5 protein-coding genes are annotated in these 6,187 nt (G+C 65.6%); 3 read left to right on the forward strand and 2 right to left on the reverse strand.

The window, feature by feature from the left end; all coding sequences use genetic code 11:
- Nucleotides 1-13 precede the first annotated feature (13 nt).
- Nucleotides 14-1,240, reverse strand: a complete 1,227-nt coding sequence (locus M3149_RS11535; RefSeq protein ID WP_251709555.1) for a pyridoxal phosphate-dependent aminotransferase — start codon at nucleotides 1,238-1,240, stop codon at nucleotides 14-16.
- Between the two features lie 162 nt (nucleotides 1,241-1,402).
- Between M3149_RS11535 and M3149_RS11540 the strand changes: the two genes are divergently transcribed.
- The 3 genes from M3149_RS11540 (at nucleotide 1,403) to M3149_RS11550 (ending at nucleotide 4,357) form a co-directional block, all read left to right on the forward strand.
- A complete protein-coding gene (locus M3149_RS11540) occupies nucleotides 1,403-1,783 on the forward strand; it encodes an Mth938-like domain-containing protein (RefSeq protein WP_251709557.1) in 381 nt (126 codons plus the stop codon).
- 145 nt (nucleotides 1,784-1,928) lie between these two features.
- On the forward strand, nucleotides 1,929-2,405 hold the full coding sequence (locus tag M3149_RS11545; RefSeq protein WP_251709558.1) for a peroxiredoxin: 477 nt from the start codon (nucleotides 1,929-1,931) through the stop codon (nucleotides 2,403-2,405).
- A 197-nt stretch (nucleotides 2,406-2,602) separates the two neighbouring features.
- On the forward strand, nucleotides 2,603-4,357 hold the full coding sequence (locus tag M3149_RS11550; protein WP_251709560.1) for a PhoH family protein: 1,755 nt from the start codon (nucleotides 2,603-2,605) through the stop codon (nucleotides 4,355-4,357).
- Between the two features lie 147 nt (nucleotides 4,358-4,504).
- Here the strand turns inward: M3149_RS11550 and dnaB are convergent, their stop codons facing one another.
- Nucleotides 4,505-5,923: a replicative DNA helicase gene (dnaB, locus tag M3149_RS11555; RefSeq protein WP_251709562.1), complete on the reverse strand. Its 1,419-nt coding sequence runs from the start codon at nucleotides 5,921-5,923 to the stop codon at nucleotides 4,505-4,507.
- Nucleotides 5,924-6,187 lie beyond the last annotated feature (264 nt).

Genomic DNA, 6,187 nt, shown 5'->3' on the forward strand with positions numbered 1-6,187 from the left:
CAGAAAGCGGAGATCAGGCGCCGTGGCGTTTTCGCCAGTGTTCGAGGAACCTTGCAACGCGGCCGATGGCCTCGCGCAGGTCGTCCTCGTGCGGCAGGAACACGATGCGGAAATGCTGGTTGTCGGGGTAGTTGAAGCCCGAGCCCTGCACCAGCATCACGCGCGTTTCCTGCAGCAGTTCCAGGAACATCTGCTGATCGTCCTCAATGGGGTAGATCTTCGGATCGAGCCGCGGGAACATGTAGAGCGCAGCCTGCGGCTTGACACAGGTGACGCCCGGAATGGCGGTGATGAGTTCATGCGCGAGGTCGCGCTGGCGGCGCAGGCGACCGCCCTCGGCCACGAGGTCATTGATGCTCTGGTAGCCGCCGAGCGCGGTCTGGATCGCCCACTGACCCGGCACGTTGGCGCACAGGCGCATGTTCGAGAGCATGTTCAGGCCCTCGATGTAATCCTTCGCCGGCTTCTTGTCGCCCGAGACCACGAGCCAGCCCGCGCGGTAACCACAGGAGCGGTAGCTCTTGGACAGTGAGTTGAAGGTGAGGGTGAGCACGTCCTCCGAGAGGCTGGCGATGGGCACGTGACGGGCGCCGTCGTACAGCACCTTGTCGTAGACCTCGTCCGCGAAGATCACCAGACCGTGCTCGCGCGCGATCGCCACGATCTGCTGCAACAGCTCCTTCGGGTACAGCGCGCCGGTGGGGTTGTTCGGGTTGATGACCACGATGGCCTTGGTGGCCGGCGTGATCTTGCGGCGGATGTCGTCCAGATCGGGCATCCAGCCCTTGGCCTCGTCGCACATGTAGTGCACCGGCGTGCCGCCAGAGAGGCTGGCCGCGGCCGTCCACAACGGGTAGTCGGGCGCGGGCAGCAGCACCTCGTCGCCGTCGTCAAGCAGCGCGTTGGTGGCCATCACGATGAGCTCGCTCGCGCCGTTGCCCAGGTAGATGTCGTCCAGCGTGACGCCCTTGATCCCTTGCAGCTGGGTCTCGTGCATCACCGCCTTGCGCGCCGCGAAGATCCCCTTGCTGTCGGAGTAACCGGCCGAGTTCGGCAGGTTGCGGATCATGTCCTGCTGGATCTCCTCGGGCGCATCGAAGCCGAACACCGCGAGGTTGCCGATGTTGAGCTTGATGATCTTGTGGCCCTCTTCCTCCATCTGGCGCGCCGCATCCATGATCGGGCCGCGGATGTCGTAGCAGACGTTGGCAAGCTTGGCGGATTTCTGGATGGTCTTCAAAGTCCCTCCACGGCGGCAGTTGGGGAGATGTACTGGGCGATGTGCTGGGCGGCGCGCATGCGCCGAGGGCGGCAGGCCCGGGGCTAAGATGCGACCCTCGCACCCCGAGCAAACCGTCAATTTGACCACAGTTCCCCGGCCCGACCAGGCCATCCGCCCCGCATGAAACTGCACGCCGACACCCCGCATCAACTCGCCATCACCGCCCTGGGCGAGGGTTGGGTCGCGGTCAACGGCGAGCGCCACACCACCAGCCTGGTGCTCAGCGCGTCGAGTGGCTTGCGGGTCTGGCCCTGCGACCGGTTCGACCAACTCACGCCCGACCACTTTCACGAACTGATCGACGCCGCCGGCACGCTGCCCGAACTGGTGGTGTTCGGCAGTGGCAGGCGGCTGCGCTTCGTGGCACCGGCGCTGCTGCGCTCGCTGGTGGAACGTGGCATCGGTGTGGAGACGATGGACACCGCCGCGGCCTGCCGGACCTACAACATCCTTGCCGCCGAAGGCCGCCGGGTCACAGCCGCCTTGCTCCTGGAGCCCTGACGGGCCGACCCGGCGGGGGTATGCGTTAGGCGTTAAAATACGCGGCTGTTGCCCGAGACGGCCACCCGAATTCTTTCGGGTGACTCGCCCGCCTCGCCTGGCAGCCGACGCAACACCATTCACTCAAACCAGGGGTCTCCACAGCATGGCCGTCGTTGTCAACAAACCCATCCCCGAGTTCGAATCCCAGGCCACGGGAGGCGTGAAAGTCAGCCACCAGAGCGACCTCGGGCAGACCCTGGTGCTTTACTTCTACCCCAAGGACAACACGCCCGGCTGCACCACCGAGGCCATGCAGTTCCGCGACAAGTACAAGGATTTCGTCAAGGCCGGTGCCCAGGTGTTCGGCGTCTCGCGCGACAACATGAAGTCGCACGACGACTTCAAGGCCAAGCTCGAACTGCCGTTCGAGCTGATCGCCGATACCGAAGAGAAGATGTGCCACATGTTCGGCGTGGTCAAGAACAAGATCATGTACGGCAAGAAGGTCAAGGGCATCGAGCGCAGCACCTTCCTCATCGGCCCTGACGGCGTTCTGCGCCAGGAGTGGCGCGGCCTGAAAGTGCCTGGCCACGTCGAGGAAGTCCTCAAGGCCGTCAAGACCCTCAAGAAGGCCGCCTGAACCCCCGTTGCAGCCTTGCAGCGACACCGCAACGGCAGGCGTGGTGGTGTCACGGGGAAGGTGCATAATGGTTCGCATGTCTTCGGGCATTTCTCACGTCCCCTGCAGCCAGCAACCGCTCCGCTGCCCGCAAAGCCGCCTGGTACGCCTGGCGGCTTTTTGTTTTTTCGAGCCCGCGCGCTGAACGCCAAGCCCACATGCCACTGCCCCCCGCTCCCACCAAACGCGCCGCCCTCCTCGCCCCCGACGCCTACTCGCTCAAAGCCTCAGACGCCTCGCTCGACGACTTCGACGATCGCAGTGGCGGCCTGACCATCCTCCCCCTGGAAGAACCCGCCGACGCGGCGCCCGCACCGGCCGAGGCCAGGCACCGCAAGCGGTCCAGACCGGCCGCCCCTGCGCCGGCGCCGGCAACGGCGCCCGAACCGGCACCGCGCGCCCGCCCGCAGGCCCGGGCCATCGAGCCACCGCCCCAGCAGGCCCCAGCCGCCAAGCCCGCTGCGGCAGCCGCGCCGGTGCCGGCACCGCGCCGCCGCAACAGCGGCAAGGGCCCGACAGGTGGCCCGGCGCGCCTGTTCGTGCTCGACACGAACGTGCTGCTGCATGACCCCATGAGCCTGTTCCGCTTCGAGGAACACGACATCTACCTGCCGATGATCGTGCTGGAGGAACTCGACGGTCACAAGAAGGGCATGACCGAGGTGGCCCGCAACGGCCGCCAGACCAGCCGAAACCTCGATGCCCTGGCGGCGCAGGTCGGCGGCGACATGACCAAAGGCCTCAAGCTCTCGGCCACCGGCCACCAGTCGGCGCGCGGTCTGCTGTTCTTCCAGACCGAGCCACTGGCCAGCGACCTGCCCACCAGCCTGCCGCAGGGCAAGGCCGACAACCAGATCCTGGGCGTGGTGGCCGGCCTGCGGCAGCGCCATCCCGAGCGCGAGGTCATTCTGGTGTCGAAAGACATCAACATGCGCGTGAAGGCACGCGCACTGGGCCTGCCCGCCGAGGACTACGAGAACGACAAGACGCTGGACGACGGCGAACTGCTCTATGCCGGCTCGCTGGCATTGCCGCAGGATTTCTGGACGCGCCAGAGCAAGACGATCGAGAGCTGGCAAAGCGGCAGCCACACCTTCTACCGGGTCAGCGGTCCGGCGGTGAGCCAGTTCTTCATCAACCAGTTCGTCTATTTCGAGGCGCCGGGCGAGCCCTCGCTGTACGCCCGCGTCACCGAGATCCGCGACAAGACCGCGGTGCTCAAGACACTGAAGGACTACACCCACCTCAAGAACGCGGTGTGGGGCGTGACGAGTCGCAACCGCGAACAGAACTTCGCGCTCAACCTGTTGATGGATCCCGAGGTCGACTTCGTGACCCTGGCAGGGACGGCTGGCACCGGCAAGACGCTGATGGCCCTGGCCGCGGGCCTCACGCAGGTGCTCGACGACCGCCGCTACACCGAGATCATCATGACCCGCGCCACCGTGAGCGTGGGCGAGGACATCGGCTTCCTGCCCGGTACCGAAGAAGAAAAAATGGGCCCCTGGATGGGCGCGCTGGACGACAACCTCGAGTTCCTGGCCAAGGGCGACGGCGGCAACGCCGGCGAATGGGGCCGCGCGGCCACCAACGAGCTCATTCGCAGCCGCATCAAGGTCAAGAGCATGAACTTCATGCGCGGTCGCACGTTCATGAACAAGTACGTGATCATCGACGAGGCGCAGAACCTCACGCCCAAGCAGATGAAGACCTTGATCACCCGCGCAGGCCCGGGTACCAAGATCATCTGCATGGGCAACCTGGCGCAGATCGACACACCCTACCTCACCGAAGGCTCATCCGGTCTCACGTTCGCGGTCGACCGCTTCAAGGGTTGGCCGCACGGCGGGCACATCACGCTGGCGCGGGGCGAACGCTCGCGGCTGGCGGACTTCGCCAGTGAGGTTCTCTGACCTCGCCTTGGCTGGTCGAGGTCACGAGAACCCCGAGCACCCACGGAACCGGCTTCGCCGGGCCGTAGGGTGCGTCCCCCCTCCAAGCGCCGCGAAGCGGCGCGCCAGAGAGGGGGGAAGCCGCGTCAGCGGCGCAGGGGGGAGTTCCTAATAATCCCCGCCACCCGCGAGCGATTCGAAGCGGGTCAGCATGTTCAGGAAGGCGAGCTTGACGACGCCCGTGGGCCCGTTGCGCTGCTTGCCGATGATGATCTCGGCCACCCCGGGCTCCTTGCAGGCGTCCTTGGTGTAGTACTCATCTCGGTAGATGAACATGATGATGTCCGCGTCCTGCTCGATGGCGCCGGACTCGCGCAGGTCGCTCATCATGGGGCGCTTGTCGGTGCGCTGCTCGACCGAGCGGTTGAGCTGCGATAACGCGATCACCGGACACTGCAGTTCCTTGGCCAGCATCTTCAGGCCACGCGAGATCTCGCCCAGTTCGGTGGCGCGGTTGTCGCCGTCGCTGCTGGAGCCGCTCATGAGCTGCAGGTAGTCAACGACGATCAACCCGAGCTTGCCGCACTGGCGCGCCAGGCGGCGCGCGTTGGCGCGCAACTCGCTGGGCGTGAGACCGGGCGTCTCGTCGATGTGCAGCGACACATTGCGAAGCCGCTCGATGGCCTCGGTCAGGCGCGGCCATTCCTCGTCGGTGAGCTTGCCAGTGCGCAGATGACTCTGGTTGATGCGGCCGATCGAACCCACGATACGCACCGCGAGCTGCGAAGCGCCCATTTCCATCGAGAACACCGCCACCGGCAGGCCTTCGTTGAGCGCCACGTGCTCGGCGATGTTGATGGCAAAAGCGGTCTTGCCCATCGAGGGGCGCGCGGCCAGCACGATCAGATCGCCCGCCTGCAGGCCGGCGGTCATGCGGTCGAGGTCGATGAAGCCGGTGGGCACGCCGGTCACGTCGTTGGGGTTGTCGGCCATTTCCTGCACGCGATCGAGCAGGTCCACCACCAGCCGGTCCATCGACTGGAAACCCTCCTTCATGCGCGAGCCTTCCTCACCGATGTGGAAGATCTTCTGCTCGGCCTCGTCGAGGATCTTGGCAACCGGCCTGCCCTGCGGATTGAAGGCGGCGGTGGCGATCTCGTCGCTCGCTGCCACGAGCTTGCGCAGCACGGCGCGCTCGCGAACGATCTCGGCGTAGCGGCGGATATTGGCCGCACTAGGCACGTACTGTGCCAGCGAGTTCAGGTAGGCCAGGCCACCGGCCTCTTCCGCCTTACCCAGGTTCTGCAGGTGCTCGAACACCGTCACCACGTCGGCCGGCTTGCCGGCGTTCACCAGCGTCGCAATCGCCGAGTAAGCCAGCCGGTGCTCATAGCGGTAGAAGTCGGAATCGTTGACCAGGTCGGCCATGCGATCCCAGGCACTGTTGTCAAGCAGCAGGCCACCCAGCACGCTGGACTCGGCCTCGATGGAATGGGGCGGGACGCGCAGTTGGGCAATCTGGCGGTCGCTGCCTTCGTCGAGGCCGTGACCGAGGTCGGGAAAGGGGCTGGAAAAAGCGGTGGACATGCGGCGAGCGGGGAAAGGGGCATGGTACGCCCGCGACCCGATGACGTGTGTGGACAAGGCTGTGGAAATGGTCTGAAGAACCGGTGCGCAGACCAACGTGCGCCGAGCGCGGAAACAAAAAAGCCGCTGCCCGGGGACTAGCCGTTCGGTTAAGGAGTTGATTCAAGGGGTCTTCGGACCCCACAATGCGCCCCAAGGTCACACTTGGGGCGTTTTTCATGGTCGAGGAGAAATCTTCTCCGGGAGGAGAGGGGGCAGACCCCC

This window comes from Hydrogenophaga intermedia (assembly GCF_023715105.1).
Taxonomy (GTDB): Bacteria; Pseudomonadota; Gammaproteobacteria; order Burkholderiales; family Burkholderiaceae_C; genus Hydrogenophaga; species Hydrogenophaga intermedia_A.

Bases quoted from the DNA above. Each gene is read 5' to 3' on its own strand.
- M3149_RS11540 (WP_251709557.1), top strand. From the start codon at position 1,403: ATGAAACTGCACGCCGACACCCCGCATCAACTCGCCATCACCGCCCTG.
- M3149_RS11550 (WP_251709560.1), top strand. From the start codon at position 2,603: ATGCCACTGCCCCCCGCTCCCACCAAACGCGCCGCCCTCCTCGCCCCC.
- dnaB (WP_251709562.1), bottom strand. From the start codon at position 5,923: ATGTCCACCGCTTTTTCCAGCCCCTTTCCCGACCTCGGTCACGGCCTC.
- M3149_RS11545 (WP_251709558.1), top strand. From the start codon at position 1,929: ATGGCCGTCGTTGTCAACAAACCCATCCCCGAGTTCGAATCCCAGGCC.